General features: G+C 61.8%; 25 protein-coding genes and 2 pseudogenes. 10 read left to right on the top strand and 17 right to left on the bottom strand.

The genetic code is table 11. The annotated features are described in order from the left end of the window. Positions 1-158: 158 nt before the first annotated feature. Complete coding sequence (locus tag FB481_RS16415) at positions 159-545, top strand: NUDIX hydrolase (RefSeq protein WP_093502893.1); 387 nt, start codon at positions 159-161, stop codon at positions 543-545. Between the two features lie 18 nt (positions 546-563). Here the strand turns inward: FB481_RS16415 and FB481_RS16410 are convergent, their stop codons facing one another. The 3 genes and pseudogenes from FB481_RS16410 to FB481_RS23660 form a co-directional block, all read right to left on the bottom strand. Beyond that, positions 564-3023: a PAS domain-containing protein gene (locus FB481_RS16410; RefSeq protein WP_147177043.1), complete on the bottom strand. Its 2460-nt coding sequence runs from the start codon at positions 3021-3023 to the stop codon at positions 564-566. Between the two features lie 154 nt (positions 3024-3177). Continuing rightward, positions 3178-3894, bottom strand: a complete 717-nt coding sequence (locus FB481_RS23665; protein ID WP_372239574.1) for a methyl-accepting chemotaxis protein — start codon at positions 3892-3894, stop codon at positions 3178-3180. Between the two features lie 141 nt (positions 3895-4035). Continuing rightward, positions 4036-5109, bottom strand: a pseudogene (locus tag FB481_RS23660) (HAMP domain-containing protein); the annotation flags it as partial. A gap of 726 nt (positions 5110-5835) precedes the next feature. Here FB481_RS23660 and FB481_RS23655 point away from each other — a divergent pair. Continuing rightward, positions 5836-6396, top strand: a pseudogene (locus FB481_RS23655) (MCP four helix bundle domain-containing protein); the annotation flags it as partial. A 246-nt stretch (positions 6397-6642) separates the two neighbouring features. After that, on the top strand, positions 6643-7482 hold the full coding sequence (locus FB481_RS23650) for a methyl-accepting chemotaxis protein (protein ID WP_371318671.1): 840 nt from the start codon (positions 6643-6645) through the stop codon (positions 7480-7482). 38 nt (positions 7483-7520) lie between these two features. Here the strand turns inward: FB481_RS23650 and FB481_RS16395 are convergent, their stop codons facing one another. The 8 genes from FB481_RS16395 to pnuC all read right to left on the bottom strand — a co-directional run bounded on the left by FB481_RS16395 (position 7521) and on the right by pnuC (position 13843). Beyond that, a complete protein-coding gene (locus FB481_RS16395; RefSeq protein WP_147177040.1) occupies positions 7521-8165 on the bottom strand; it encodes a cytochrome c oxidase assembly protein in 645 nt (214 codons plus the stop codon). Beyond that, positions 8158-8766 carry an SCO family protein gene (locus tag FB481_RS16390; RefSeq protein ID WP_093502885.1) on the bottom strand — a complete coding sequence of 203 codons (609 nt, stop codon included), beginning with the start codon at positions 8764-8766 and terminating at the stop codon, positions 8158-8160. The genes FB481_RS16395 and FB481_RS16390 overlap by 8 nt, the downstream gene beginning before the upstream one ends. A gap of 119 nt (positions 8767-8885) precedes the next feature. Then, positions 8886-9434 carry a hypothetical protein gene (locus FB481_RS16385; RefSeq protein ID WP_093502883.1) on the bottom strand — a complete coding sequence of 183 codons (549 nt, stop codon included), beginning with the start codon at positions 9432-9434 and terminating at the stop codon, positions 8886-8888. Positions 9435-9511: 77 nt separating this feature from the next. Beyond that, entirely contained in the window at positions 9512-10021 is a 510-nt protein-coding gene (locus FB481_RS16380) for a ferritin-like domain-containing protein (RefSeq protein ID WP_093503517.1), read from the bottom strand. Between the two features lie 280 nt (positions 10022-10301). Then, positions 10302-10655: a DUF3509 domain-containing protein gene (locus tag FB481_RS16375; RefSeq protein WP_013790729.1), complete on the bottom strand. Its 354-nt coding sequence runs from the start codon at positions 10653-10655 to the stop codon at positions 10302-10304. A gap of 313 nt (positions 10656-10968) precedes the next feature. Next, positions 10969-12135 (bottom strand): zinc-dependent alcohol dehydrogenase, encoded by a 1167-nt coding sequence (locus tag FB481_RS16370; protein WP_147177039.1) that lies wholly within the window; start codon positions 12133-12135, stop codon positions 10969-10971. 90 nt (positions 12136-12225) lie between these two features. Continuing rightward, entirely contained in the window at positions 12226-13269 is a 1044-nt protein-coding gene (locus FB481_RS16365) for an AAA family ATPase (RefSeq protein ID WP_147177038.1), read from the bottom strand. Position 13270: 1 nt separating this feature from the next. Beyond that, positions 13271-13843, bottom strand: coding sequence for a nicotinamide riboside transporter PnuC (gene pnuC, locus FB481_RS16360; RefSeq protein ID WP_093502877.1), 573 nt, complete (start codon positions 13841-13843; stop codon positions 13271-13273). 168 nt (positions 13844-14011) lie between these two features. On the opposite strand from pnuC, the gene FB481_RS16355 reads away from it, so the two are divergent. The 3 genes from FB481_RS16355 (at position 14012) to FB481_RS16345 (ending at position 18544) form a co-directional block, all read left to right on the top strand. Beyond that, a complete protein-coding gene (locus FB481_RS16355; RefSeq protein WP_147177037.1) occupies positions 14012-15049 on the top strand; it encodes a LacI family DNA-binding transcriptional regulator in 1038 nt (345 codons plus the stop codon). 280 nt (positions 15050-15329) lie between these two features. Then, on the top strand, positions 15330-16490 hold the full coding sequence (locus tag FB481_RS16350) for a mandelate racemase/muconate lactonizing enzyme family protein (protein WP_147177036.1): 1161 nt from the start codon (positions 15330-15332) through the stop codon (positions 16488-16490). 254 nt (positions 16491-16744) lie between these two features. After that, positions 16745-18544 (top strand): methyl-accepting chemotaxis protein, encoded by a 1800-nt coding sequence (locus FB481_RS16345; RefSeq protein WP_093502871.1) that lies wholly within the window; start codon positions 16745-16747, stop codon positions 18542-18544. Between the two features lie 80 nt (positions 18545-18624). On the opposite strand, the gene FB481_RS16340 is transcribed toward FB481_RS16345, so the two are convergent. After that, on the bottom strand, positions 18625-18966 hold the full coding sequence (locus FB481_RS16340; protein WP_147177035.1) for a hypothetical protein: 342 nt from the start codon (positions 18964-18966) through the stop codon (positions 18625-18627). A gap of 414 nt (positions 18967-19380) precedes the next feature. Between FB481_RS16340 and FB481_RS16335 the strand changes: the two genes are divergently transcribed. Beyond that, positions 19381-19605 (top strand): PLD nuclease N-terminal domain-containing protein, encoded by a 225-nt coding sequence (locus FB481_RS16335; RefSeq protein ID WP_147177034.1) that lies wholly within the window; start codon positions 19381-19383, stop codon positions 19603-19605. Between the two features lie 79 nt (positions 19606-19684). Then, entirely contained in the window at positions 19685-19960 is a 276-nt protein-coding gene (locus FB481_RS16330; RefSeq protein WP_167363123.1) for a DUF1652 domain-containing protein, read from the top strand. A gap of 9 nt (positions 19961-19969) precedes the next feature. Here FB481_RS16330 and FB481_RS16325 read toward each other — a convergent pair whose 3' ends face one another. Continuing rightward, positions 19970-20407 (bottom strand): hypothetical protein, encoded by a 438-nt coding sequence (locus tag FB481_RS16325; RefSeq protein ID WP_147177032.1) that lies wholly within the window; start codon positions 20405-20407, stop codon positions 19970-19972. Between the two features lie 206 nt (positions 20408-20613). Here FB481_RS16325 and FB481_RS16320 point away from each other — a divergent pair, with 206 nt between their 5' ends. After that, positions 20614-20832 carry a hypothetical protein gene (locus FB481_RS16320; RefSeq protein WP_147177031.1) on the top strand — a complete coding sequence of 73 codons (219 nt, stop codon included), beginning with the start codon at positions 20614-20616 and terminating at the stop codon, positions 20830-20832. Between the two features lie 116 nt (positions 20833-20948). Here FB481_RS16320 and FB481_RS16315 read toward each other — a convergent pair whose 3' ends face one another. The 4 genes from FB481_RS16315 to FB481_RS16300 form a co-directional block, all read right to left on the bottom strand. Continuing rightward, positions 20949-21854, bottom strand: a complete 906-nt coding sequence (locus tag FB481_RS16315; protein ID WP_147177030.1) for an SDR family oxidoreductase — start codon at positions 21852-21854, stop codon at positions 20949-20951. Positions 21855-22041: 187 nt separating this feature from the next. Continuing rightward, positions 22042-24390, bottom strand: coding sequence for an FdhF/YdeP family oxidoreductase (locus FB481_RS16310; RefSeq protein ID WP_147177029.1), 2349 nt, complete (start codon positions 24388-24390; stop codon positions 22042-22044). A gap of 195 nt (positions 24391-24585) precedes the next feature. Further along, on the bottom strand, positions 24586-24945 hold the full coding sequence (locus FB481_RS16305) for a hypothetical protein (protein ID WP_256662760.1): 360 nt from the start codon (positions 24943-24945) through the stop codon (positions 24586-24588). Continuing rightward, a complete protein-coding gene (locus FB481_RS16300) occupies positions 24932-25405 on the bottom strand; it encodes a hypothetical protein (RefSeq protein ID WP_093502855.1) in 474 nt (157 codons plus the stop codon). Before FB481_RS16300 ends, FB481_RS16305 begins: the two co-directional genes overlap by 14 nt. 185 nt (positions 25406-25590) lie before the next feature. On the opposite strand from FB481_RS16300, the gene FB481_RS16295 reads away from it, so the two are divergent. Next, a complete protein-coding gene (locus FB481_RS16295; RefSeq protein ID WP_147177028.1) occupies positions 25591-26145 on the top strand; it encodes a nucleotidyltransferase family protein in 555 nt (184 codons plus the stop codon). Positions 26146-26184 lie beyond the last annotated feature (39 nt).

Raw genomic sequence — 26184 nt, 5'->3', positions numbered from 1 at the left:
ACGCCACGGGCGGCTCGTCATCATTCTGTAATAAAACTGAAATACGCCTAGAATGCGCTTATCGGCCATGCACTCGTAGAAGTGCAACGCCGGAAACAGTCCGAACTTTCTGCCATTTCAGCCACCTATGCAAACTGCAAATGACAGTTGGAAGTCCCATGATCAAGACCACCAAACCTCGCGCTACCGTGATCTGCCAGCAGCGGGACAAAGTGCTGCTGGTGCGCAAGGCCGATGCCAAATGGACACTGCCCGGTGGCAAGATCGAAGCTCACGAGCGGCCAGCCGAAGCAGCGCTGCGTGAACTCTGCGAGGAAACCGGGCTGGATAGCACAGCGCTGGAGTTTCTGGCCCTGCACGAATTCGACAGCCGCCCCCATCACGTCTTTCGCGCCACGGTGCCCGAGTACCTGGCCGCGCAACCGCAGAACGAAATTGCCGATTGCCGCTGGTTCTCAGCCGTCGACTTGGACAAGGCGATCAAGAAATCGGCGCGCAAGCTGCTAGAACTGTACTTCGCCAGCAGCCACGGCAAGCCTGCCTGACAGCCTTTCACAACGCGATCAGCCGACCTGATCGCCCTCGATCATCTCGTGAATACGGCTGGCGATTGCCTGCATGGTGAAGGGCTTGGTCAGCAAGCGCATGCCCGGCTCCAGATGGCCATTGCCGATCACCGAATTCTCCGCATAACCGGTAATGAACAGCACCTTCAGCTCCGGTCGCTCCTGGCGCGCGAAGTCCGCCAGTTGGCGACCGTTCATGCCGGCCGGCAGGCCCACGTCGGTCACCAGCAGGTCAATGCGCGCATCGGACTGCACGATCTTCAGCGCTGAGGGGCCGTCGCCGGCTTCAAGTGTGTTGTAGCCCTGCCCTTCGAGCACCTCGGTTACCAGCATGCGAATGGCTGGTTCGTCATCGACGACCAGCACAGTTTCGCGGCCGGCATTCGACTCCTCGGCCGGCGTTTCGACCGCCTCGGCATCCGCCTCGTCGCTGCCATCGTAGAGGCGAGGCAGGTACAGACACATGGTGGTGCCCTGGCCAACCTCGGAATAGATGCACACCTGGCCGCCGGACTGACGCACGAAGCCATAGACCATCGACAGCCCCAGGCCAGTGCCCTCGCCTAGTGGCTTGGTGGTGAAGAACGGCTCGAAGGCGTGTTCGATCACCTCTGGGCTCATGCCAGTACCGGTATCGGTCACGCACAGCGACACGTATTGACCCGGCGGTACATTACGCCCGCGCGCGGCGTAATCATCGATCCACTTGTTAGCCGTCTCGATGGTCAACCGACCGCCGTGGGGCATGGCATCGCGAGCGTTCAGACACAGATTCAGCAAGGCGTTTTCCAGCTGCGGGGCGTCGATGAAGCTCGACCAAAGCCCTGCAGCCAGCACCACCTCGGTCGTGATATGCGGCCCCACGCTGCGACGCACCAGCTCTTCCATGCCGGTGACCAGCCGGTTGACGTTGGTCGGTTTGGGGTCCAGGGTCTGCCGGCGCGAGAAAGCCAGCAACCGATGGGTCAGCGACGCGGCACGCCGCGCCGCGCTTTGCGCAGCACTGACGTAGCGATCCAGATCCCCTAGACGCCCCTGCCCTAGGCGCATCTGCAAGAGCTCCAGCGAACCGCTGATGCTGGTCAGCAGGTTGTTGAAGTCGTGGGCGATGCCGCCGGTCAACTGGCCCACCGCTTCCATCTTCTGCGATTGACGCAGGGCATCCTCTGCCACCCGCAAGCGCTCCTGTTCCTGCAGGCGCTCGGTGATGTCGTAGACGAACTGGTAGGCGCCGATCTGCTGGCCATTACTGTCGTTGAGGCGACTGAAATGCATCTCGTAATGGCGCATGCCCTGCTCCGTCGGCAGCGGCACCACCAGTTCGAATTCCTCACCGGCCAGCGCCCGTTGCCAGGGGGCGATCACGATTTCCAGGTGTTCGGGGCGTTCCTTGAGCGCGTGCTTGAGATCCTCGCCGATCTGCGGGCGGGCGCCAAACACGCGCTCGTACTCGCGCATGCCCGAGCCGTTGATGGCGATCCAGCGGTAGTCGAAGCCCATGATGAAGATCAGCGCATCAGCGCCGTCCACCACCCCGGCCAGCACGCGGCGCGCCTCGTTGGCATCGCGCACTCGCGCTTCCAGGGTCTCGTTGAGCTGGCGCAGCGACTCCTCGGCCTGCTTGCGCTGTGTGATGTCCTGGAACAGCACCGCCACCTGCTTGCGGCTGGCAGGCCCAACACGGAACGCGCTGATCTCCAGGTGGCGGCCGGTTGCGATCAGCTCCTGCTCGAAACGTATCGGCTCGCCGCTATGCAACACATGGGCATAGCGCTCGACCCAGCTGTCGGCTTCCTCGCCGACCATCTCGCGCAGCTTCTGACCGACCACGTTGCGGATACCGGCGTGCTCGGCGTAGGCCGGGTTGGCTTCGATGTGCACGTAATCGCTGAGCGGCCCGTGGGGGCCGTCGAAGAACTCGATGACGCAGAAGCCTTCGTCCATGGTGTTGAACAGGAACTCGTAGCGCTCGCGCTCCTGGGCGAAGGCATGCTCGACACGGCGCTGCTCGGCAATGTCGATTTCCTGGATGAACAACCCCTCGACCCGGCCCAGCCCATCGAACTGCGGTTGGTAGCTGAAATCCACCTGATGCCCGGGCCGGCCGGGCACCTCGAAATTACGCGCCCGCACGGCGCGACCACGCCGGTAGGCCTCTTCGAGCAAGTCGATGAAACGCCGTGCCATACGTGTGGCCAACACCTCGCGGGCCGGCTGGCCGATCACATCGTCCAGGCCCAGCAGACGCTGGTAGGCGGGGTTGAGGTATTCGAAACGCAGCTCAGGGCCATGCAGCACAGCCATCGCCGCCGGCGCCTGCTCGAAGGCCTGGCGAAAGCGCTGATCCGCCGACGCGCCGTCGCCGGCTGTCGCGGCCAGGCTGGCCCTGAGCTGGGCATTTTCTGCCTCGAGCGCTTGCAACCGATGCCGAAGGGCTTCGACGTCATCAGATATCACGATAGGACCCAGGCGGCAGAGAAAGAGGCTCAGCAAGGCAGCCATTGAAGCCTGTATCGCGGCGTTTTACCACGGCCGCCGCGATTTATATTTTGGGCTGGTTGGTGGGTTCACCGGCAACCGGGAACCCGCTTCTGCTGCGCAGGGCAGCGACTCAGGCCAGCTTGAAACGGTTTACCTGAGCCTGCAGATCCGCCCCGAGGCGCGCCAGATCGACGCTGGCCGCCGAAGTTTCCTCGGTGGCGGCCGACGACTGCTCGGCCACGTCGCGGATGCTCGACACGCTGCGGTTGATCTCCTCGGCGACAGAGCTCTGCTGCTCGGCGGCAGTGGCGATCTGCTGGTTCATCTGCTGAATTTCCGAGACCGCGGCGTTGATCGCGCTCAATGCGCTATTGGCCTGCTTGGCAGCATGCACCGTGGTTTCCGCCTGGGCGCAGCTTTGGCCCATCATCGCTACGGCCTTTTCCGCGCCGTTCTGCAGGTTGCCGATCAAACCCTCGATCTGCTCGGTGGACTCATGGGTGCGCCGCGCCAGGGCACGGACTTCATCGGCAACCACGGCAAAACCGCGGCCTGACTCCCCCGCCCGCGCCGCCTCGATAGCCGCATTGAGGGCCAGTAGGTTGGTCTGCTCGGCGATGCCCTTGATCACGTCGAGCACGGTGCCAATATTGCCGCTGTCGTGCTTGAGCGACTCGATGGCATGGGCCGAATCCTCGATGGACACGGCCAGCTTCTCGATACGCGCCACCGCCTGCTGCACGGTCTGCTGACCTTCCTGGGTCTGCTCGTCGGCGTTGCGGGCGTACTCGGCGGCCGACTCGGCGTTGCGCGCCACATCCAGCACGGTGGCGGTCATCTCGTTCATGGCGGTGGCCACTTGTTCGGTTTCCATGCGCTGCTGGGACACACCGGCACTGGTCTGCTCGGTCACCGCAGACAGCTCTTCGGCCGCCGTGGCCAGTTGCGCCACGCCATTGCCCAGGCGGCCCAGCAGATCGCGCAGGCTCAGAGTCATGTCCTGCATAGCCTGCATCAGCTGGCCCAGCTCGTCGTGGCGATCCGGCACGATATCGGCGGACAAATCGCCGTTGGCCACCTGCTTGGCCACGCCGACCACACGCTGCAGCGGGCCGACGATCATGCGGGTAATCACCAGCGCGCACAGCACGCCCAACACAAAGGCGATGGCAGCGGCACCGAAGAGCATGGTCTTGGCGCGGCTGGCATCACCGTTGAGCAGCGTCAATTGCATTTCAAGCGACTTATCGGACGATGCGGCAACCTGACGGGCGCGCTCGGTCATGTCCTTTTCGGTAGCGTTGTAACCCTCGATCGCCTTGCGCATATTTCCGAACTGCTCGTTGTACTGCTGCAATTGAGCCAACCCGGCCTCCACATCCGCCTGATCAGCAGCATTGCTCAACTCACGGTTCAGGGTTCTGCCCTTCTGGGCGAGCGAAGCGAAATGCTCCTGCAATGCAGTGGCATATTTTTCATCTTCACGCAGGAGAAAATCCTTCTCCCGTCGACGCGCCTCAAGCAACTCCATCGCCATGGAGTTAGCCTGGTTGGCCTGACTCAACACGTCGATGCTGGTCTGGTCACCCGTCAGGCGAATCTGCTCCACGGCGGCCTTACGCAGGCGCTCTTCGAGATCCGCAAAGCGCTCGAGAGCTGCACGCGCCGCCGTCTCCATCGCAGCCTGGGCGTTCTTGTTGGCATCGGTGGCTTGCTTGAGGCTTAGCAGCTTTTCGCGGTAGCCCTGCAGGTCATCCTGCACGGTGCGCATCATCGCCTTCGTTTCGGGATAGAGCATCTTGCCTTCGCTGACCTTGGCCTGTTGCTCGGTTTCATCGGTCAGGGCAATGGCCTGTTGCATGTACTGGTCGTCATCGCGAAGCAGGAAGTTCTTTTCCTGCTGACGAGCCTGGCTGAGCTTGCCGTCGATGCTGCTGACGCCCAGCAGGATGTCGATACGCTGCAAGGTGGTGTGCAAGGCGGACTGGCCAACCCAGACAATGGCCAGAGTGATGATCAGAACCAGGCCGAAACCGCTGAGCAGCTTCTTTCTGACGCTCATGTTGAGCAGCAGGTTTGTGACAGGCATAGGGTGACTCCCTGATTATTCGATAGAGCACAGGCGCGTTGGGGCGCCATGGAGTGCACAAAGAACCGATACGATTCGGCGACGGCTTTTCTGCTGCATAAACAGCACTATCGGCAGGCAGACACGAAACTGTAAATTTTGTAATTTTCAATGACCAGCACGCGGGGCAGTGCATGACGCCTGAGGCCAGCACAAAGGCGTTTGAGGACATAAAAGCTGGCGCCATAAAGCCGACACATCGTGCGTTTTAAGCTCCGGCGCCCCCATGATGAGCAGATTTCGCTCACCGGTTGGCGAGCTACTTAAAAGCTGTAAAAGCCAGGCACGAACCTTTCCGATTGGCACTTTGCTGTGTCAAGCAGGGCCAGTTACCAGATCACCGGCCCTTGCGCAGCAGTAGCCAACTCCTCCGACACTTCGCCGACGGACGAACGCACTAGGAGCACACCGACAGTGATTGGCACCTGCTCGGCAACTCTTATTCAACTGGGTAAGAGAGCTGTTAGTGAAAGGAGCTCAACGCGGGCCACGGAATGACCAGCCCACAGCACGTTAGAGTGACCGGCAAACCACTACAGACCGCTCTATATCAGCCTTTCAGGTATCTTCGTACAACTACCCAGCTGGTCAGAAATGTTCACACGTCGATTGTGAAGTGACTCTATACTGGCGCCACTCCAATGACATGGAACTAAACCCATGCGCCTCGACACGCTGACACTCAAGACCCGTCTGATCATCGCAGTGGCTATCCCCTGCATCGCCTTGGTACTGGTCGCGGTGACCAGCCTCAACAGCATGTCCAACATGCAGAAGGAGGCCAGCGCGCTCTACCTCAACACTTCCGCACCCATGCGCGCGATGGCCGAAGCTGCCTCGCGCATCCCGCGCATGCGCGTGGGCATCGACATGATGCTGCTGCAGGAAACCGCCCTGCGCGACGAGCGTGGGGTGAAGACCCGGGTACAAGAAGCGCTCAACGAAGACATTCCCGGCATGCGCGAGGCCATGCGCCACGCCGTCGAGGCCCAGGTCAATCCGGAGCGCCGCGCCCAGGCACAGCGCCTGCTCGACCAGTTCGAGACCATGGTCAGCAATGAGCTGACGCCCATGCTGCAGGCGCTGGACGCAGGCGATATGGCCCGCGCCCAGCAGATCTACCGCGACCAGTACGCCAAGAGCTACGGCGTGATGCGCGGCGGTGCCAACGAGCTGCTCGACACCCTGCTGCAGCAGGCCGAACAGCAGAATCAGAGCAGCACCGACAACTATGAAGAAGGCCGCACGCGGCAACTGGTGATCATCGCACTGGGCCTACTGGTGTCGTTCGTCGCCTCATGGCTGATCGTCACCAACCTGCGCCGACGCGTATCCACCCTGCAGAACAGCCTGGGCCATGCCGCCGACAACCTGGCGCTCAATGCACCCATCCAGCTGAACGGCAGCGACGAGCTCAGCGACATCGCCCAGAGCTTCAACCGCTTCCTGGCAAAGGTGCACGGCATCATGCAGCAGCTGGCCGGTAACTCCCGCGAGCTGGCGGCCATGGCCCGAGATGTGGCCGAGCGTGCACGACTGACCCAGAGCAACTGCGTGGCCCAGAGCGACCGCACCGTGCAGGTGGCCACCGCCATCCACGAGCTCGGCTCGACGGTCAATGAAATTGCTGGAAATGCCGAGAACGCCGCTCAGGTGGCCCGCGAAGCCACCGACTATGCCAACACCGGACGCGAAGTGGTGGACCAGGCCAACCGGCAGGTCGACTCGCTGAACGGCGAGCTGGAGCAGACCGCCAGGGTGGTCGGCGAACTGGCCGGGCAGATCGAGGCGATCAGCGCGACTCTGGGCACCATCCGCAGCATTTCCGAGCAGACCAACCTGCTGGCCCTCAACGCGGCCATCGAGGCGGCTCGTGCCGGCGAGCAGGGCCGTGGCTTTGCCGTGGTGGCCGATGAGGTACGTACCCTGGCCAGCCGCTCCGGCGCCTCCACCGAGGAAATCCAGAAAGTCATCGACCGCCTGCAGGCCGAATCGCGCTCGGCGGTCGAGGCCATGGCCAAGGGCCGTCAGCAGAGCGAGCGGGTGGTCGAATCCGCCGGCAAGGCGTCCCAGGCGCTGGCCCAGATCAACGGTCATATCACCCAGATCAGCGACCAGAACATCCAGGTCGCCACCGCCACCGAGGAGCAGTCCGCAGTGGTCGAGGAGATCAACCGCAACGTCGAACAGATCAACCAGTTCACCCAGGAAACCACGCAGATCGCCGATCAGCTCAACGACGCCAGCAGCAACCTGCAACAGTTGTCGCGCCAGCTTGACGAGCTGGTCGGTAACTTCAAGCTGTAAAAACAGTTGCCGCCGGCGCAATGCCGGCGGCGACTTTGCTAGTCCCGATCCGGCGCCAGTAGGCGCGCCCCCAGCACCACCGCCCCACCCAGATACGCCACCGCACTCCACGCCGCCATCAGGATGCCACCGAAGCGCTGGTCATCCAGCTGCTCGAAACCGAACGCGCCCAGGCACAGCTCGGCGGGATAGATCAGCTTCGGCGCCATGATCAGCACCACACCCAGCATGGTCATGTGCACGAAGGTCAGGAAGAAGCCGAACATCGCCGCTGCCAGCCCCCGACGCGAATCGCTGGCAAAACCGAGCAGCCAGACGCCAAGCCCCACGGCAAGAAAGCTGGCCTGCTGAGCGACGAACGCCCAGACGTTGAGCGCCGCCGCTTCATGCAGCGGCGGCGCATGCCAGCCCCACACAATGGCCATTTCAGCAGCGAAGATTAATGAGATCGTCGCGCCGCTGTGGCGCAGCCTGTCTACCCTCAAGCCTGCGCGGGCCAGGCCGATGGCCAACAGCGGCGCCGCCAGGGCAATCACGCCCAGGTGCAGCAGCATATGGGCGGAAAACGCCGTGCGGCTCATCGCCGGCAAGGGCCCCAGCCAGCAGGCGGCGAGCACCACGAAACCGAGCAGCAGCGGCCAGTTGCGCGTTGGTCTGCTTGTCGCGGCGAGCTGATCAGCCATCGCGCGATTGCGCCAGGGCGGTGGAGATTTCCCGTATCGCATCCGTCGGCGCGGTGCGCAGGGGAATCAGGCTGGCCAGCTCGCCCTGCGGGTTCATCAGATAGACCGCGCCGGTGTGGTCGAGCATGTAGGTATCGCCCATTGGCACCTTGCGAAAGTACACAGCGTAAGCATCGGCGACCTGCTGGATCTGCTCCGAGGTGCCGGTCAGACCGAGGATGCGCTCGTCGAAAAAGGTCGTGTAGGCAGCCAGCACCTCGGGTGTATCGCGGTCAGGGTCGAGGCTGATAAACAGCGGCTGCAACCAATCGCCCTGCTCGCCCATACCGTCGAGCACTTTGGCGACCTGCATCAGGGTGGTCGGGCAGATATCCGCGCAACGGGTAAAGCCGAAGAACACCAGCAACCATTGTCCGTCGAAACTCTCGTGCGTAACGGCGCGCCCACTCGGGTCACGCAGTTCGAATGGCCCGCCGATGCGCTGGCCGGCATCGACGGCGGCCGCCACCGGCGTGCGTGCCGGCCATAGTTGATAGGAAAGCGGCAACGCGGCGAGCAGCAACCCGGTGATCACGGCGCTGGCTATCCAGGTGCGTTTCATGTGCGGCTTCCTCATCAGTCGCCGGCAGTGCCCTGCGCCTGCCTGAGGTTAATGACCGCGCCCGATCAGGCAGAGTGCGATCTGTAAAAGGTAACCTCAGATCTCCAGCGCCACTGGCCTCATACCTTGGCCGACGACGACAGCTGCAGCCATACCGAAAACGCGCCCAGAGCAGCCCAGAAAATGGTGAACAGCCAGGGCGAACGCAACGAGAAGCGCAGGGACTTCAAATAGCGCTCCTTGCTGGACTCATGCTCGCTGAACAGCGGCGACTCGTCGTAGGCGTGGCCAAACTTCGGCTCGCTGTGCAACAGCTGCTGTTGCTTGAAATGCCAGTGGCCGATGATCGCGGCCGAGGCGCGAATGCCCGGCCAGGCATTCAGTGAACTGACGATGCCGAGCAGCGCCAGCATGGTGGGCACCACCAGGGTGAACATGTCGCCCCAATCAGGGTTGGCGTTGGCCATCGACGAAGCGAAGGCGATGACCAGAAACGACTGCGCCGCCAGGTAGGCGTTGGTGCGGTCGGCCATCAGGTTGGTTTCGTACTGGATCTCCCGGCGATAGAAATCCAGGCGTTCCTTGGGCGTACCGAACATCAGCGAGTCGGAGACTTCGGAGTCGTCTCCAACCGGTTCGGCTTCAGGTGAGGTGATGATTCTGGACACGTGGAGAACTACCGGTTCGGCGGTGAAAAGAATGACGCCGGCGCCTCGCAGACATGCTGCAGGGCGCCGCAGGGTCGTTAGCGCTTGGCTTCGGTATCCGGCGCTTGCGAGCGGGTCAGGAAGGCATCGGTCAGCTCGGGCAGGTGAGCCTTGATCCACTCGGCCATCGCCTCCTCCTGGGGCAGGATGGTCTCGCAGACACGCTGGGTTTCGCGGTCACCAGCAGCCTTGGCGGCGGCGATCAGTACGGTGTAAGAGGCGATTTCCAAGTTCTCGAACACGTAGCCGCTCATGGCGCCCTTGATCACTTCATCGCTCATGACCGAGCCACCGACCGCCTGACCGAAGGCGGTCAGCTTGCCGGCGATGTCCTTGAGCATGGACGGTTTCTCACCGAGACGCTCCAGGCAGCCTTCCAGCAGTTCACGCTGGCCCTGGGTCTCCTCGATATGCTGTTCGATACGGGTCTTGAGTTTCGGATAATGTTCAAGGCGCGCGGCCTGCGCCTTCAACATCTGCTCGGCCTGCTGTTCCATCGCGTGGGCATCACGAAGCCAGCTCAACAGATTTTCGGTTTTGGTCGCCATGATCATTCGCTCCTAACATATTTGCGGATTCATTATTGGGAACGAGCGCGGCGCCAATACGTTCGCAATTAAGGACGAGCGGTTTATTTGAATGAGCGAACAATTAACCAGCATGTTTTTCTGACAACTAATCCATTCAAGAAAACGGTCAATACCTATACGTACAATCAATAAATTTATACACAAATAATTAAATACAGCTTCTAGTACAAGATCATGGCTATTTTTTCGCTATCAATAAAAAGCCCCGCCAAGTGCGGGGCTCGATATTGGGTCCGGCTCAGGCCGTCGGGCGCTGGCGACGGTCCAGATTGCGCCGCGTCCACATCATCTTGGCAGCGGTCGGGCTTACCGGCGCGCCGGTGAAGGTAGGCAGCTTGCGGCGTACCCAACGGGCGCCAGCGCCCTTCCAGGAAATCTCGCCGCTGACCAGCTTCTGGTCGCGCTCCAGCTCGTGGGCCAGGGCGCGCAGCTCGTTCTGCTCGACCACGGTGCGGCGGTCGATGGCGCGGCAAAGTTGGGTTTCGCCACCCTTGGCAACTGTCAGCAGAAATTTTCCGTCCGGGCGCGGTGTGAGGGTGATTTCATGATCCGGCAGCGCAGACGCAAGCACTTCAATGGCAACAGCAGTCATTGGAAAACTCCCTAAGTGAATGACGGTTTTTAACGTCATTCGGTATTGCACAGCGCATGCCAAAAAAATGAACTTAGCAAACGCCTGCAAACTGGGCCTTTCGGTCAACTTTTCCAACAATCTACATTGCAAAGTGCAAGATGCAACTTGCAGAGCACCGCATTTTGCATGCCATCAAATTAGAACCACAGAAATAATCTCGACATATATAACTGGCGCACTTTCCAGTTAATTTACAATGCTTACAAAATTAATGACCTCGCTGCCTTTATATAGGCAGCGAGGTCATTGGGCGGTGAAAGTCGAAGATCGATCAGGGGCGCAGAATCACCTTGCGGCAATCGTCCTCCTGCTTGTCGAACAACCGATAGCCCTCGGCGGCATCGGAGAGGTTCATGCGGTGGCTGATGATGATCTCCGGCTGCAGCTCGCCACCCTGGATGCGTTCCAGCAAATCCGGCAGCAAGCCGTGCACATGGGTCTGGCCCATCTTGAAGGTCAGCCCCTTGTCGAAAGCGTCGCCGAACAGGAAGCCGTGGATAAAGCCTGCGTACACGCCGGGCACGCTGACTGTGCCGCCGCGCCGGACCGCCGCAATGCATTGACGCAGCGCCTTGCCACTGCTGCCCTCGAGCTTGAGCTGGGTGAGCAGAGTTTCGGTGGCGCTGCCCTTGGCTTCGAAGCCGACCGCGTCGATGGCCGCATCGACGCCACGGTGGCCGTCGGTCTGCTCGATGATCGCCTCGGCAGGGTCATCGACCTTGTCGAAATTGATCGGCACCACGCCATAGGTCGCCCGCGCGTATTCGAGGCGGTACGGCTGGTTGTCGACCATGAAGATCTGCCGGGCGCCGAGCATCCGTGCACAGGCCGCCGCCATCAGCCCCACTGGGCCGGCGCCGTAGATCGCCACGCTGCTGCCCTCCTTCACCCCGCCATTGATCACCGCCTGGTAGCCGGTCGGCAGGATGTCGGTGAGAAACAGCACGCGCTCGTCATCGAGCTCATCGGGAATCTTGAACGGCCCGGCATTGGCCTTGGGCACCCGCACCAGTTCCGCCTGACCGCCGGGCATTCCGCCATACAGGTGGCTGTAGCCGAACAGCGCGGCGCCGGAAGGAATCTGCTTCTTGTTGAGGATGGCGCCGCGACCATCGTTGGTGGTTTCACAGGCGGCGTGCAGGTTCATGTCGCAGAAGAAGCAGCTGCCGCAGGCGATCACGAACGGCACGATCACCCGGTCGCCCTTGCTGACCGCCGTCACGGCGCTGCCGACTTCCTCGACGATGCCCATGAATTCATGGCCAAACACGTCGCCGTGTTTCACCTGAGGAATCTTGCCGCGGTACAGGTGCAGGTCCGAGCCGCAGATCGCCGTGGCGGTCACCCGCAGGATGATGTCGTCCGGCTCCTGGATGATGGGGTCGGGTACGTTGTCGACGCGAACGTCGTGGCTGCCGTGATAGGTCAATGCGCGCATGCTGCTCTCCAGAACGAGGGTTTGAGTGCCTGTTCTAGAGTCCGAGGAGGCGCCGATTCCTTTGGTTCAGCCCCAGGGATAAGTGGCCGCTTACGCTTGTGGCACGGGGCTTTGCAGCATTTTGATGGCTTGGGCGACGCGTTCGGTGAGGGAGCCGCGCAACTCGTGATAGATGCAGCCGCGGCGCTGTAACTCGTCGCGATACCAGGCCTGCTGGCGACGGCGAAAGGTTTCGTCCTGGCGGGTGCCGTCCTGCACGAAGGGAAAGTCGTCAGTGCACAGGAAGGTGTGCGTATAAAGCCGCTCGGCCAGGCGCTGCAACTCGGGCTCGGCGTCACCGAACATCGCGCCGCTGTAGAACAGCGTGGTCAACGGCGAGGTATCGCAGACCAGGTACCGGTTGGCGCGCTCGGCGGCAGCGTTCTCGCGGGCGACCTGGGTACGGCCGATATGCAGCAGATCGTCGTACTGCAACTCGCCACCCCGCGCCTCCCAACACTCGCGCCCATACTCGGCGACATGCACGCTGCCCAACGCCTGGGCCAGGGCTGCGGCCAGGCTGCTCTTGCCGGTAGACTCGCCGCCCAGCAGCACGATGCGCTCGACGAAATCGGCATACACCGGCGGCGCCAGAAATGCCTTGAGCCGGTGGGGATCTTCACGCAAGCGAGTACCGGAGATCGGCACGGCAGCCCGCGCCTGATCGATGCAGACATGCTGCACCGGATGGCCAAAGCACTGCGCCAGGTGCGCGGCGAAGCCATCGCCATAGCTTTCACTGGTGAACACCGCATCGACCGTGGTGCCAAGCACACCCTGGCACAGCTCGGCGACGAACTGGCGCTGCTGGTGATCGGGCGCCTCGTTGTGCGGCAGATCAGGCAGCACCCGGCCCTCGCCACGCCAGGCGTCGATACGCGCCTGGGTGACCACCAAAGCTGGCACATCGGCAAAGCGCGTCTGCAACCAGCGCTCGCGGCGTGGCGCCTCGCAGCCGGGCAACTCCGGCAACGAGTAGCTGAGCAGGTGGAGCTGCTCGCACTGGGCCAGCGCCTCGCGGATCAGCAACTCATGGCCCAGGTGCAAAGGTGAAAACTTGCCGACCACCAGGGCGCGTCGAAAGGCTTTACGCATCTCAGGCCAACCGCTCCTGGCCCTGCAGCTCGCGACGCCAGCGGTACAGGCCGTACCAGGCGTTGCACCAGAACAGCACGTAAAGCCCGGCGGTGAGGTACAACTCGCGGGAGGCGAACAGCGGCACCGCCAGGGTGTTGACCAGCAGCCAGCCGTACCAGGTTTCCACGCGCCGGCGCATCAGCAGCAGTTGCGCCAGCACGCTGAAGGTCAGCACCAGGGAATCCACCAACGGCGCATAGGCGTCGGTGAAACGATGCAGCAACAGGCCGTAGGCAACCGCGACGATGACCGCCAGGGCCAGGTAACCGAGCAGTGCCTGAGGCGGCGTACGGCTGATCGGCAACTCACCGCCAGCGTTGCCGTGCAACCAGGCCCACCAGCCCATGGCGCTAGTGACGATGAAAAAGCCCTGCAGGGTGACATCGGCGTACAGCTGCACGGTGAAGAACAGCCAGCCGAACAGCAGGCAACCGACGATGCCCACCGACCATGTGTGCACACTGTTGCGCGCCGCCAGCAAAACGGCGATCAGGTTGGCGATATTGGCGAACAGCTCCAGATTACTGGGCATCAACGAATCCTTGTCAGGCAGCCTTGGCGCCTGTCAGCCGGGTCGGGAGAGAGTGAGTGGCACATGGGGAGCGAGCCGAGGCGCAGCATAGCGCAACGCTTGTAGCAAGCGCGCGGTCATCGCCTGGCTTGATACTATCGCCTGCTGACCAGCCGCGCGAGGACGACCATGAGTGATGACCGCCCCACCCGCAAGCGCCCGAACCTGCCGACGGGCAAGGCGCCGACCCTGGCCGATGTCGCCAAGGTTGCCGGGGTGTCGCCGATCACCGTATCGCGTACCCTCAACCAGCCGGAGATCGTACGCGCCGAGTTGCGCGAAAAGGTATTCCGCGCGGTACAGCTGACCGGCTACGTACCGGCCATGCTCACCGGCGCCGCCACGCAGCGCAGCCGGTTGATTTCCCTGCTAGTGCCGACCGTGGCCAACTCGATCTTCGCCGACACCGTGCAGGCACTGATCGACACCCTTACCGAGGCCGGCCACGAAACCCTCATCGGCCTGACCAACTACAGCGCCGAGCGTGAGGAACAACTGCTCGACACCATCCTGCGCCGCCGCCCCGATGGCATCGTGCTGACCGGCACCCTGCACACCGAGGCCAGCCGCACGCGCCTGTCGCGCTCGGGTATTCCCATCGTAGAAACCTGGGACCTGGCGCCGCGGCCGCTGGACATGCTGGTGGGTTTTTCCCATGAAGCGGTCGGTGTGGCCACTGCGCGCTATCTAACCGGCAAGGGTTATCGCCGCTTTGCCGTGATCACCCTCGATGACCCGCGCGGCCAGCGCCGTTGCGACAGCCTGGTCGCCGAAATCGCCAGCCAGGGCATCACCGATGTACCGCGCATCGTGCTGCCGCCACCGGCGACGGCCGACCTCGGCCGCGAGGGCCTGCAACGCCTGCTGGGCGCTGGCGAATGCCCGCAAGTGCTGGTGTGCAGCTCCGACACCCTGGCCCATGGCGTGCTGGTCGAAGCTACCGAGCGTGGCATCCGCGCGCCGGACGATATGGCAGTGATGGGCTTTGGCGACCTGAATATCGCCGCGCACCTGCAGCCGTCGCTGTCCACGGTACGCATCAACGGCGCCGAGATTGGCCAACAGGCCGCCCGCGCCCTGCTCCAGCGCCTCGAGCATCCCGACGAAAAGCCGATGAAGGTGCGCATCGATACCGGTTTCAGCATCGTCGAGCGGCAGAGTGCGTGAGGGCTTACATCACTGCTTGGCTGATTGGTGGCGGAAGCGGTCGGTCGCGCGAACGTGTAGGAGGGCCTTTAGGCCCGAGCTCTTTGCATCTTCATAAAGCTCGGGGCTAAAGCTCCTCCTACAAGAGCCGCGGCGCTCGATGTCCGCTTCTGCCTTGAAGCAGTCCCAAAGCCCTACCCAATCCCTTGAATGATTACCTAATCAGCTTAACGTCCGAATTCAAGCCAGTGATTCACACCACCTGGCGGCGCCAACAAGAACGTCAAGCGAGGTAATCCGCGTGAGTGAGCACACCCTTTCCCAAAGCTGTGCAGACCAGGACCAGATCGGCTGGGTGCGCATCGCCTCGGTCTTCCTGCCCCTGGCCAACCCGATCAGCGATGCCAAGGTACTGACCGGCCGGCAAAAGCCGATGACCGAGATCGCCATGCTGTTCGTGGAGATCGAAAGCAAGGACGGCCACCGCGGTCTGGGCTTCAGCTACTCCAAGCGCGCCGGCGGCCCCGGTCAGTTCGCCCATGCCCAGGAAATCGCCCCGGCACTGCTCGGCGAGAACCCCAGCGACATCCAGAAGCTGTGGGCCAAACTGTGCTGGGCTGGCGCCTCGGTGGGCCGCAGCGGCCTGTCGACCCAGGCCATCGGCGCCTTCGACGTGGCCCTGTGGGACATGAAAGCCAAGCGCGCGGGCCTCTCCCTGGCCCGCCTGCTCGGCGCCCAGCGCGACTCGGTGCGCTGCTACAACACCTCTGGCGGTTTTCTGCACACGCCGCTGGACCAGCTAAAGGTCAACACCGATCTATCGCGCGAGAAGGGCATTGGCGGCATCAAGCTGAAGGTCGGCCAGCCCGACTCGGCCCTCGACCTGCACCGCGTCGCCACCATTCGCCAGCACCTGGGCGACGACTTCCCGCTGATGGTCGACGCCAACCAGCAGTGGGATCGGCCCACCGCCCAGCGCATTTGCCGGCGTTTCGAGGAATTCAACCTGGTATGGATTGAGGAGCCGCTGGACTGCTACGACGCCGAAGGCCACGCCGCTCTGGCCGCGGCCTTCGACACGCCAATCGCCACCGGCGAGATGCTCACCAGCGTCGCCGAGCATGCCGAGTTCATCAAAGCCCGCGGCGCTGACTACCTGATGCCTGATGGGCCGCGCGTCGGCGGTATCACGCCGTTCCTGAAAATCGCCGCCATGGCGGAACATGCTGGAGTGATGCTCGCCCCGCACTTCGCCATGGAGTTGCACGTGCACCTGGCTGCCACCTACCCGACCGAACCCTGGGTCGAACACTTCGAATGGCTCGAACCGCTGTTCAACGAGCGCCTGGAAACCCGCGATGGCCGCATGCTGGTGCCGAACCGCCCCGGCCTGGGCCTGTCGCTAAGCGAGCACGTGGCTGGGTGGACCGCCCAGCAGGCGGAGTTCGGCCAGCGCGGCTAAGCTCTTCTTTGTGCAACAAAGCGCTACCGGCCCTGTGCCGGTAGTGTCGTTTGTACGAGTGGCCAATTGACGCCATTTTTTGTGTAACCACTCTTTAACGGTCACAAGCGAAGCACTACACTCGCCGCCCCGCGGTGGAACATCCGACAAATCGCGTGGAACGTCGGCGAACAGAGCCCCCTTTGTTAAAGGTTCCGCGCTTCTGGTCGAAGTAATGGAAATCCAAGGATTATTTCTCTGTCAGGAGCTGCGGCATGCAGTCGTTAAAGTCGCTGTACGATTCCATCGAAATGCACTTTTTCGATACCTTGACCAAAAAGCTCTCCAGCCTCTTTTTGTTAGTGGTGGTCAGTGGCCTGCTGGTCTGGGTGGCCTTGAGCCTGCGCGCCGATATCGTGCAGCTGCTGCACGGTGCCCAACTCGACCCGGCATTGCTCAAGCAGGTCGAAGGCAAGCTCGACACCCTGGGCACGGCGCTGACGCTCAGCGCGCTGTTCACGTTGGGCATGGTCAGTTTCATGGTCTGGTATTTCCGCCACCTGATCGTACGCCCGGTCGACAACATGACCCGCGCTTTGGAAGAAATCGCCAGCGGTGAAGGCGACCTGTCCCGCGACCTGCCCCTGCTCACCCACGACGAAATCCGTACCCTGGCCAGCACCTGCAACCGCTTCCTGGCCAAGCAGCGCGAGATCATCAGTAACGTGCAGGCACTGACCGTGCAGATCGCCGTGGAATCGGCCCGCTCGCTGAAGAACATCAGCGACTCCAGCGACAGCGCCACCCACCAGGCGCGCTTCGCCAATGAGGTGATGAGCGAGAGCAACATCGCTGTCGGCCGTATCGACGAGGTGTCGCAGCAGACTCAGGCGATCTCGGCGACCACCGCACATAACCTCGGCATGGCACAGGACTCCTACGCGGAACTCCTGGAAGTCACCGGCAACATCAGCGCCATTTCCAACAGCCTCAACGAATTCAGCACCCTGGTTTCGGCGCTCAACGAGCGTTCGTCGAATATCAAGTCGGTGGTCGGCCTGATCCAGCAGATTTCTTCGCAGACCAACCTGCTGGCCCTCAACGCCGCCATCGAAGCGGCCCGTGCCGGCGAAAGCGGCCGTGGTTTCGCAGTGGTCGCCGATGAGGTGCGCACCCTGGCGCAGAACGTCAGCCAGGCCACCGGCGACATCTCGCAAAACATCGACGCCATGCTCAAGGAAGTCAGCACCACCCACGAGCAGACCGCACGCATCAGCCAGAGCGCCCGTGAAACCCAGGTGGTGGTCGAGCGTGCCACAGGGCACTTCGAGACGATGATCGGCGACTTCGAATCCACCACCAGCAAGCTGGCGGAGATCGCCGAGCACATCCAGCAGGTGGCCGATGCCAATACTGGCATCAACGATCGCGTCACCCAGATCCACGCCGACAGCCAGGCCATCGACCAGCGCATGCAGCGCTCGGCCACCGCTACCCGTGATCTCTCAGGCGTTGCCGAACGGGTGCAGGAACTGCTCGGTCGCTTCGTACTTGGCGAGGGCGAACTCGACGCTGCCATCACTCGCGCGACCCAGTGCCGTGACGCCCTGCAAGCGCGCCTGGCAACACTGCAGCGCGAAGGCGTGAACCTGTTCGACCAGAACTACAAGCTGATCCCCAATACCGATCCCAAGCAGTACTTGACCGGCTACACCGAACGCTTCGCGCAGATCTGCCAGGAAGAGATCGACCGTCTGACCAAGGGTACGCAAGGCGGCATCGTGACCTTTATCGTCGACAACAAGGGCTACTGCCCGGTGAACAACAGCTGGGTGTCGAAGCCGCCAACCGGCAACCGCGCCGTCGACCTGCCGGTGTGCCGCAACAAGCGCATGTTCTCCGACCCGGTGGGCCTGCGCGCGGCGGGCAACACTCAGCGCTTCCTGCTGCAGACCTACCTGCGCGACACCGGCGAGATCATGACCGAGATCGACGTGCCGTTCTTCTTCGAGGGGCGCCACTGGGGCAACATGCGCATGGGCTTCGATGCCTCGCGCTTACTCGGCAAATCCTGATGTTGCGATGCGCCTGACAAGCCCTCATGCCCCACAAAAAAGCCCCGACGATGCGGGGCTTTTTTGTGGGTGCGCTGCACTCAATGCAGAGAGTCCAGGTTGCGGCGCGACCACATCATCTTCGCAGCAGTCGGGTTGACCGGGGCGCCAGTGAAGGTCGGCAGTTTGCGCGATACCCACTGCGCGCCAACGCCCTTCCAGTTCACTTCGCCACTGACCAGCTTGTGGTCCCGCAGGATTTCGCGCTCGAGCGCCCGAGCACCGTCCTCGGTGTCGATGGCCGCCTTATCGACAGCCTTGAGAAAGATGGACTCACCCTCCCGACTGATGCTCAGCAGGTACATGCCATCCGGGCGCGGGGTAATGGAAACATTGTAATCCGGTAAAGCGATGCTCAGTTGGTCGAGCGCGGCAGTATTCATCGGTGATCCTTTTATTGGTCGGCAGACAGCTATTGATTAATGCACCTGAACGGGTGCATCACACATGCCAACTTTTCAATGTGACGAATACTCCGGTTTTATTGCCTATCGAGCCGCTTACGCTTGTGCAAGGTAATTGCACTTTGCATGAATCGCCTTTATTGCACGGGCATCATGCACGCCTAAAAAGCATTCACTGCGTTTTATATTAAAAGGCCAGCATGGCCGATCATCTTTTCACGCGAACTTAATGGCACCGGGATACTTCGTAATTGAACAGGGTAATTATTCCGGTGACAGGTCGAGGCGCTTTGTGCATGTAACGGCCTCAACACGGGTAAGACGCCCTCCAGCTTCCGTCTAACCTTGCGAACCCAATATCCATGGCTTCGCCGCAACCACAGGAGTTCTGCCATGGGCGATCCATCCCTACTATTCTGGCTCGGCGCCTTTGTCGTCATCGCTTTCGTCGACCTGGTCACCATCATTAATCTGTGGCGCAGTGAAAAGCGCTTCAATACCCGACTGATGTGGGCATTGATTATCCTGTTGCTGCCGGTCATTGGTTTGATCATCTGGGGGTTTATTGGCCCGCGTGGCATGCCCAAACCGCCGACTTCACCCGAGCAGAGCAAATAAAGCAGACTATTGATTTGACAAGAAAGTCCGGACTGCCACTAATACCGGTAATAAAGGAGTAATACCGAGAGCAATAATTGTGGCAAAGCTTAAATTCCTGGACGCTGCAGCATTGCTGTACAACTATTTCCAGCCACTTGTTGTACAAGTGTCATTACAGTCGCCGACCAGTATGGTCGTGCATCTTTCAGAAAAGGACTCGGAAACCTCCCTCGAAGTACGCGATATCCCCTGCAGGACATCGCTGACTCCGACGGAAGTATTCGCCATCATCGAGCAGATCGAAGCACGCATTCGCTTGGACAAACCCGAGCTGTTCAATCGCCACTGCGTGAACAAGGCGCGCCTGCCATGACTGCAACACTTAAGCCTCGGGCTCGCGCTGACGATCCTGCTGGATGGCATCGAGCAGCACCACCAGCTCTGCCGCGGTGGGTACGGTGCGCCCACCCAGCTCATCCTTGACCGAACCCTGCACGCTCGTGGTCGCAAGCCCGAAACGGTTCAGCGCATTGGTCATCGCCTGGTCATCGAGGCCCTGCTGCTGAAGCCCCCGCATCAGGCTGTCCCACACATCGCGCAGGTCCGGCTGATGGTCTCGGCCATCCGGCCACGGGTGGCCGACGCGCGGTTCGGGGTGCATTTCCGCCACGGTCACTTCGCCTTCGTAGGCACGTACCCAGCCGCCTTTTTCGGCTACACGAGCATCGCGCGAGGCACGGTTCCAGGCGGCCTGCGCCAGTGCCGGCGAGGTGGTCGCACAGAGCAGTTCGTCATCGAGGTAAATCCGGAATTGGCCCATGTCGTTCTCCCATCGAGTGATTGTCGAGCGTCTCCGGATTCGATTCGGCCGATGCCCAGGGATTCAGCTTTTCTGCCGGCCGGAAGCCCCGAAATCCGTGGATTTGAAGCATCCGGATACAGACGGCGATTGTTCGAACTCGTCAGCCCTCAGGGCCTCGTAATTAACAAGGGGCTGACTCACAGCCCACAGCCAGGAGGAAACCCATGAGCCAGAAACCAATCGATTCGACGCCACCCAACAGCCCTGCCAAGGATGTGCAAGGCGAAGACGTCAACGTGGTGAAAAAGCAAACTCAGCGCCACGGTGAGAAGACCGAGGCGGTGGATCGGGCCATTACTCCGACAACCATCAAGACCAAGGAGCAGGAAGCGGAAAAGATCACACAGGCTTCTGAAGAAACGCGTCGCAAGCTCGAGCAATAAGCGTAAAAGATCAACCTCCAGATATCGCTCGGCAGCCGCAAGCTGCAGCGAATGGCCCAGGCAACGATGTAATTTTGTAAACGGGCCCGCAGCGGGCGTACTGCGGGCCCCGGGCCTTACGGCAGCGGGTTGCCGCCGGTCACCCCAAAGGTTTCACCAGTGATGTAGCTCGACTCCTGAGACGCCAGCAGCACATACAGCGGCGCGCATTCGGCCGGCTGGCCCGGGCGCTTCATCGGCACCTGGGAGCCGAAGGTGGGGATCTTCTCCTGGGGCTGGCCGTCGCTGGGCTGCAGCACGGTCCAGATCGGCCCCGGCGCGACCGCGTTGACGCGGATGCCCTGCTCGATCACCTGGCTCGACAGCGCCTTGGTGAAGGCAACGATAGCCGCCTTGGTGGACGCGTAATCGAGCAGCGTGCCGGATGGATCGTAGGACTGGATCGAGGCCGTGTTGATGATCGCCGCACCTGGCGGCATATGCGCCACCGCTGCCTTGCACAGCCAGAACATGGCGTAGACGTTGGTCTTGAAGGTGTGGTCGAACTGCTCGGTGGTGATCTCGGAAATATGCTTCTGGGTAATCTGCTTGCCAGCCACGTTGACCAGGATGTCCAGGCCGCCGAGGGCGCCGACCGCATCGCGCACCAGCGACACGCAGAAAGCTTCATCCTTGAGGTCGCCGGGAATCGCCACGGCGCGGCTCCCCTCGGCTTCGATCAGCTTGATGACTTCCTGGGCATCCGGCTCTTCCTCGGGTAGGTAATTGAGCACGATGTCCGCACCTTCACGGGCGTAGGCGATGGCAGCCGCACGGCCAATGCCGGAGTCGGCGCCGGTGATCAGTGCCTTGCGCCCGGCCAGGCGACCGAAACCGATATAGCTCTCTTCGCCGTGGTCCGGCTCTGGGGTCATTTCCAGGTCCAGGCCTGGCTCGGGCTGATGCTGGGCCGGGAATTCGGGCTGCGGATACTGGGTCAGCGGATTCTGCATGGCGAATTGGTTGGTGGTATTGCGGGTCATCGGATTCTCCTGTGCTTGGATTCACGGTTGCCGCCACGTCTGAAGCGCAATCGCCGCAGGCGAAAATCGCCTGCGTTCCAAGTTGGGAGAAAAGCCCGCCGCTTGAAGTTCAAGCCTTCCGAGCAGCGGGCATGAGCCGCTCTAGCACGGCCGTTTCGCTTGTCCCACAGCGAAACGACTGGTTCGATCAGCGCTGGGCGGCGATCAGCCTCGGCCGCGCATCGCCAGGCGCCACCGCGGTGCTTGGGCTCAGGGTCACGGGAATGGACTTGGCCGCCGGCACCTTGCTGCGTTCGGCGTGGTGCCAGAGCGGCACCAGTGGATTGCACTCCGGGTAATAGGCAGCGCAGCAGCCCTGGGGGATGTCATAGGCAAGAATCTGCAGCGGCCCGACCTGGCGCTCCACCTCCGGCTCCACGGCAGTGGTCACATCCACCCAGTCGCCGCCGGCCAGGCCAAGGCGAACGATATCGTCGGCGTTCATGAAGATCACCGATCGGGTGCCATGCACGCCACGAAAGCGGTCGTCGTAGCCATAGACGGTGGTGTTGAACTGGTCATTGCTGCGGATCGTCATCAGCTGCAACACGTCGCGTCGGCCATAGGCTTCGCTCACGTCATTATCGGCAACGAGCTGCTGCGGCAGCGCGAACTGCGCCTTGCCGCTCTCGGTCGCCCACTTGCGCTGCGCGGCGGCCAGCGGTCGATGGAAGCCGCCGGGCTCCCACATGCGCACCTCGAAATCGTGGAAGATCTCCGGGTAGATCGTGGCGATAGCCTTGCGCACCAGCCCGTAATTACGGCGCCAGGCATCCCAGTCGATACCGATCTCGGCGCCTAGCGTGGCGCGGGCCAGCCCGGCGATGATGGCCGGCTCCGAGCGTAAATGCTCGCTGGCCGGCTCGCTCTTGCCGCTCCAGGCATGGATGCAGCCGGTGCTGTCCTCGGTGCTGTGGCTCTGCTCGATGCCGTCCTGACGGTCGATCTCGATGCGCCCCAGGCACGGCAGCAGCCAGGCCTGCTCGCCCGGCAGCAGGTGCGAGTGGTTGAGCTTGGTGGCCACCTGCACGTTGAGCGCCAGGCGCTGCCAGGCCGGCTCGATCTGCCCGGTATCCGGCACCGCGCGCAGGAAGTTGCCGCCCAGGCTGACGAAACCGCGCACCCGACCATCGAGCATGGCATTGCAGGCATCGACGGTGTTCAGGCCCATGCGCTCGGGCACCTTGAAATTGAAGTGCCGCTCGATCAGCTCGCCCGGCACCTTGGCCGGGTCTTCGGTGATGCCGACGGTACGCTGCCCCTGTACGTTGGAGTGGCCGCGCACCGGGCAGATGCCGGCGCCCGGCTTGCCGATATTGCCGCGCAGAAGCAGCAGGTTCACCAGCATCTGCACGTTCTGCACGCCCTGACGGTGCTGGGTCAGGCCCATGCCGTAGACGATCATCACTCGCTGCGACTGCGCGTAGACCAGCGCCGTGGCCTCCATGGCCGCGCGCTTGAGGCCGGTGATGGCCTCGATCTGCGCCCACTCCTGGTCCCGTACATAGGCGATGAATTCATCGGCGCCGCTGGTGTGCTCGGCGATAAAGGCCATGTCCAGCACGCCGGGCTCGCCACGCTGCCGGGCCGCGTCATGCAGATCGAGCAGCGCCTTGGCGACGCCGACGATGGCCGCGGTGTCGCCGCCGATGGCGACCTGGTGATACTGGGTGCTGATCTGCGTCGAGTTCGGGCCAAGCATCTCCACCGGCGACTGCGGGTTGACGAATTCCTGCAGGCCACGCTCCTTGAGCGGGTTGAAGGTGATGATCGGCACATCGCGCTGCCGTGCCTCCTGCAACTGATGGAGCATACGCGGCGCATTGCTGCCGACGTTCTGGCCGAAGAACAGCAGGCAGTCGGTGTGCGCAAAATCGTTCAGCGTCACCGTGCCGACCGGTACGCCGATGCTCTCCTGCAGACCCACCGATGTGCTTTCGTGGCACATGTTGGAGCTGTCCGGCAGGTTGTTGGTGCCGTAGGCGCGGGCCAGTAGCTGGTACATGAACGACGCTTCCAGCGAGGCACGGCCGGAGGCGTAGAACACCACCTCGTCGGGCTGCAAGGCGCGCAGGCCCACGCCGATTTCCTGGTAGGCAGCTTCCCAACTGGTTTCCTCATAGCGGTCGGTGCCCGGGTTGTAGCGCATGGGGTGAGTCAGGCGCCCGTGCTGCTCCAGCGCATGGGCCGACCAGCTGCGTAACTCGCTAACGCTGTGCTCGGCGAAGAACGCCGGGCTGGTGCGCTTGGCCGTCAACTCCCACGCCGTAGCCTTGGCGCCGTTCTCGCAGAATTCCATCGGGCGAGTGTCGCCCGGTTTGGCCCAGGCGCAACTCACACAGGCAAAACCGTCGGGCTTGTTCTGCCTCAAGAGCGCCGCGCCGATCTTCACCACGGCCTGTTCACGCAGCAGAATACCCGCCACCGACTTGGCCGACCCCCAGCCCCCGGACGCGTCTGTGTAAGGTCGATAACGGGTCTTCGGATCAGTCAGCATGTCCCTCTCCTGCGCATGGCTCGTTCAGGTACGACGAAACCGTTTCGCGAAAGGTTCGGGTTAACGGCCCTGCGGTCTGGCGGGCGATTGATGAGCGGGTATGTCGGGTGCAGGGAAGCGCTATGGCAGGCTGGCTGCTTGGCGCGAGCTCATTCGCGAAAGCCTCTGTCGCCATTCACGAACGAACTCACAGGTTTAGACGTTCGGACTTAATGGGAATGCGGCAATGCCGAACATAGCCACCAGCAAGATCAGAAGGGCCAGATTGATCAAAATACGTCGTCCTTTGCTAATCCCGATGAACTCTTTGGCGATACCTCCTAAAAACAGGGCCGCTACTGCCAAGAACGCCGGCATCGACACCATCCAGTCAGCGATTTGGCTGTTCATCAGCAGCTCACTATCTGGATAAAGCCCCTCACTGATGGCCATGTATTGGGGCCTTGCATCAACAAGCCCCCAATACGCCGCCACGGTAATCAGCTGAAGCACCAGCAATATCAGGTTGCAGAAGGTCTGCAGCCGGCGAAAACCTCTCACTTCACGGCTGTGCACAGAGCGCGCTCCCGTTCTGAGTCTTGCCCATCATGTCCTTGATCACACCGCGAATTTTAGTGTCTGCCAGTTGCCCACCTTTGGATTCGACCTTGATCCGGCTGAGCGAGAAGGTAGATTCATTGCTCGCATCATAAATGGTGAAATTCACATCAACGGTACCGCTGAATGCCAGCGTCCCCTTTAACTCGACTTCACCTAGCTTGCCAACCAGCGAAGAGCGGCTGCACAGCCAAGCGTGCTTGATGGTATCGATCTTCATCCAGGCCGTTTCGATATGGCCTGCGATCAGCGTACCGCTGTTGCCACCTATTTCAGGACCGGAGGCAATGCCAAAGGTCTGCGGCTGATCGCTGCTGGAACGCCTTAGCTGAATGTAAACACCGCTAAACAGGCTGAAACCAATGCTGGTTTTGGGTAACGCTGCGCCAATACCGCTGGCCAGTATCTTCATCTCCATCACATGCTCCTTATGTGTGTTCGGGTCGGTGGTTTAGTCGCTGAACAAGCATGACGTCACAGCAACAAATCCACCGTGAGTGACCGCGCACAAAGGAAATAAATCCCAAGTGCCTGCAGAGGATTCGCACGAGGAGTCAGACGACCTACTACGGTCTTAATCTCGATGCTTGATACGATCCGCCCATGAGCCACTTACCTACCCTGGTTGCCCTGCTGAACGCCGATAAGTATCGCAGGCGAATACTGCAGCAGGTCCGAGCCCTGCATCTGCCTGACTGCTGGGTGGCCGCAGGCTTAGTGCGCGGCGCCGTCTGGGATCACCGGCACGGTCGAGCCAGCTCTTCTCTGCCATCCGATATCGACGTGATCTGGTTCGACCGCGGCAATGCCTCGCCGGAGCGAGATAGCGAATTGAAAGCCCAACTGCAGAATGTTGATAAAGGGCTCGACTGGTCAGTGAAGAACCAGGCAGGCATGCACCTGCGCAACGGCGACCGGCCTTATGAATCGGCGACGGATGCAATGCGTTACTGGCCCGAAACTGCCACGGCAGTCGCGGTGCGGCTAAACGCTGATGATGAATTGGAGGTTGCTGCGCCCTTTGGCCTGAACGACCTTTTCGATCTTGTCGTACGCCCAGCCGGAAGATTTCGAGACGAGAAAAGACACCTGTTTCTTAAGCGGCTGCAGAACAAAGATTGGCTAGCGAAATGGCTTGGCCTGAAAGTACTCGACTAATCCCGCAGGGTGAATCACGCTTCACCGATCCATCATGGC

The organism is Pseudomonas sp. AG1028 (genome assembly GCF_007993955.1).
Taxonomy (GTDB): Bacteria; Pseudomonadota; Gammaproteobacteria; order Pseudomonadales; family Pseudomonadaceae; genus Aquipseudomonas; species Aquipseudomonas straminea.
This window is presented reverse-complemented; position numbering and strand designations above follow the sequence as displayed.

Bases quoted from the DNA above. Each gene is read 5' to 3' on its own strand.
- FB481_RS16355 (WP_147177037.1), top strand. From the start codon at position 14,012: ATGAGTGATGACCGCCCCACCCGCAAGCGCCCGAACCTGCCGACGGGC.
- FB481_RS16365 (WP_147177038.1), bottom strand. From the start codon at position 13,269: ATGCGTAAAGCCTTTCGACGCGCCCTGGTGGTCGGCAAGTTTTCACCT.
- FB481_RS16315 (WP_147177030.1), bottom strand. From the start codon at position 21,854: ATGACCCGCAATACCACCAACCAATTCGCCATGCAGAATCCGCTGACC.
- FB481_RS16335 (WP_147177034.1), top strand. From the start codon at position 19,381: ATGGGCGATCCATCCCTACTATTCTGGCTCGGCGCCTTTGTCGTCATC.
- pnuC (WP_093502877.1), bottom strand. From the start codon at position 13,843: ATGCCCAGTAATCTGGAGCTGTTCGCCAATATCGCCAACCTGATCGCC.
- FB481_RS16375 (WP_013790729.1), bottom strand. From the start codon at position 10,655: ATGACTGCTGTTGCCATTGAAGTGCTTGCGTCTGCGCTGCCGGATCAT.
- FB481_RS16380 (WP_093503517.1), bottom strand. From the start codon at position 10,021: ATGGCGACCAAAACCGAAAATCTGTTGAGCTGGCTTCGTGATGCCCAC.
- FB481_RS16295 (WP_147177028.1), top strand. From the start codon at position 25,591: ATGAGCCACTTACCTACCCTGGTTGCCCTGCTGAACGCCGATAAGTAT.
- FB481_RS16340 (WP_147177035.1), bottom strand. From the start codon at position 18,966: ATGAATACTGCCGCGCTCGACCAACTGAGCATCGCTTTACCGGATTAC.
- FB481_RS16395 (WP_147177040.1), bottom strand. From the start codon at position 8,165: ATGGCTGATCAGCTCGCCGCGACAAGCAGACCAACGCGCAACTGGCCG.
- FB481_RS23665 (WP_372239574.1), bottom strand. From the start codon at position 3,894: ATGAACGAGATGACCGCCACCGTGCTGGATGTGGCGCGCAACGCCGAG.
- FB481_RS16390 (WP_093502885.1), bottom strand. From the start codon at position 8,766: ATGAAACGCACCTGGATAGCCAGCGCCGTGATCACCGGGTTGCTGCTC.
- FB481_RS16310 (WP_147177029.1), bottom strand. From the start codon at position 24,390: ATGCTGACTGATCCGAAGACCCGTTATCGACCTTACACAGACGCGTCC.
- FB481_RS16300 (WP_093502855.1), bottom strand. From the start codon at position 25,405: ATGGAGATGAAGATACTGGCCAGCGGTATTGGCGCAGCGTTACCCAAA.
- FB481_RS23650 (WP_371318671.1), top strand. From the start codon at position 6,643: ATGCAGCAGCTGGCCGGTAACTCCCGCGAGCTGGCGGCCATGGCCCGA.
- FB481_RS16325 (WP_147177032.1), bottom strand. From the start codon at position 20,407: ATGGGCCAATTCCGGATTTACCTCGATGACGAACTGCTCTGTGCGACC.
- FB481_RS16345 (WP_093502871.1), top strand. From the start codon at position 16,745: ATGCAGTCGTTAAAGTCGCTGTACGATTCCATCGAAATGCACTTTTTC.
- FB481_RS16370 (WP_147177039.1), bottom strand. From the start codon at position 12,135: ATGCGCGCATTGACCTATCACGGCAGCCACGACGTTCGCGTCGACAAC.
- FB481_RS16415 (WP_093502893.1), top strand. From the start codon at position 159: ATGATCAAGACCACCAAACCTCGCGCTACCGTGATCTGCCAGCAGCGG.
- FB481_RS16320 (WP_147177031.1), top strand. From the start codon at position 20,614: ATGAGCCAGAAACCAATCGATTCGACGCCACCCAACAGCCCTGCCAAG.